The organism is Dietzia sp. DQ11-71 (assembly GCF_014144995.1).
In the GTDB taxonomy this organism is placed as follows: Bacteria; Actinomycetota; Actinomycetes; order Mycobacteriales; family Mycobacteriaceae; genus Dietzia; species Dietzia kunjamensis.
Map to the genome: position 1 here is coordinate 1 of NZ_JAALDT010000499.1, position 1,061 is coordinate 1,061.

Annotated in this window: 1 protein-coding gene and 1 pseudogene; both read right to left on the bottom strand. The window is 69.2% G+C overall.

All coding sequences use genetic code 11. From position 1 onward, the window contains the following. Nucleotides 1–167, bottom strand: a pseudogene (locus G6023_RS16080) (MFS transporter); the annotation flags it as partial. Nucleotides 168–227: 60 nt separating this feature from the next. Further along, nucleotides 228–1,061 (bottom strand): sulfite exporter TauE/SafE family protein (locus G6023_RS15290; protein ID WP_182636335.1); only part of this gene is annotated, 834 nt, incomplete at its 5' end.

The following is a 1,061-nucleotide window of genomic DNA, read 5'->3' on the forward strand; positions in this document are numbered from 1 at the left end:
AAGATGAAGGTGTAGCCGGTCAGGCCGAAGACGTCCGTGGCCAGCAGGGGCAGGACGGTCTGTTGCTGTCCGACCATGCCGCCTACCAGCGCATTGATGGCGACGAGCAGCGTGAACTGGGCGGCGTTGGCCTTCAGGCCAAGCTTGAGAGTGCGTTCACTGGTCATGCTTTCCCCCTCGCGATCGACCACGTCAGGGCGGTTTGGCCTTTGCTGCGTGCCGCTCCGCTAAGCAGTGCGCAGCGCCGGCTCGGCGCGGCTCTGCGGCGAACGCAGGGGGCATCGGTCGACGGCCACGAAGCAGATGGCCGCCGCGAGCGCCAGCAGAGCCACCACGCCGAGGATGATCGGTGCGGCGGGGAAGGGCAGTTCCTGGGACAGGACGAAGGCGCCCATGAGTAGGACAAAGACCCCGAAGCCCTTGCGCAGCGCCTTCTCCGGCACCACGGAGGTGAGCCGGATACCGGCGAACGAGCCGGCGATGGCCGCGGCGGTGACCGCGGCGACGAGCGGCCAGTCGAGGCTGGTCGAGGTGAGGTATCCGCCGAGCCCGGCGAAGGACTTCATGGCGATCACGAGCAGGGAGGTGCCGACCGCGGCGGTCATCGGCAGACCGGCCAGGAGCACGAGGGCCGGGACGACGAGGAACCCGCCGCCCGCGCCGACCAGTCCGGTGGCGGCGCCCACGACGAGGCCGTCGAGCAGGATTCGCCACAGCGGATGGTGGTGGTCGTTGCTCTGTCCGTCGCGGTCTTTGCGTCCTCTGATCATGGCGCCGGCGGTGGCGATCATCATCACCGCGAAGCCGATCATCAGGACGGTGCCGGGGATGTAGCCGCCGGCAAGGCCGCCGAGGAACGCCCCGACCATCCCGGCGGCGCCGAAGATCAGGCCCGTGCGCCACTGGACGTTGCCCTTGCGGGCGTGACCGATGAGGCTGACCAGTGAGGTGGCGCCGACGACGAACAGTGAGGTCGCGATGGCCTCCTTGGGGTCGAGTCCGCCGATGTAGGTCAGTAGCGGCACGACCAGGATGGATCCGCCCCCGCCGAGCAGGCCCAG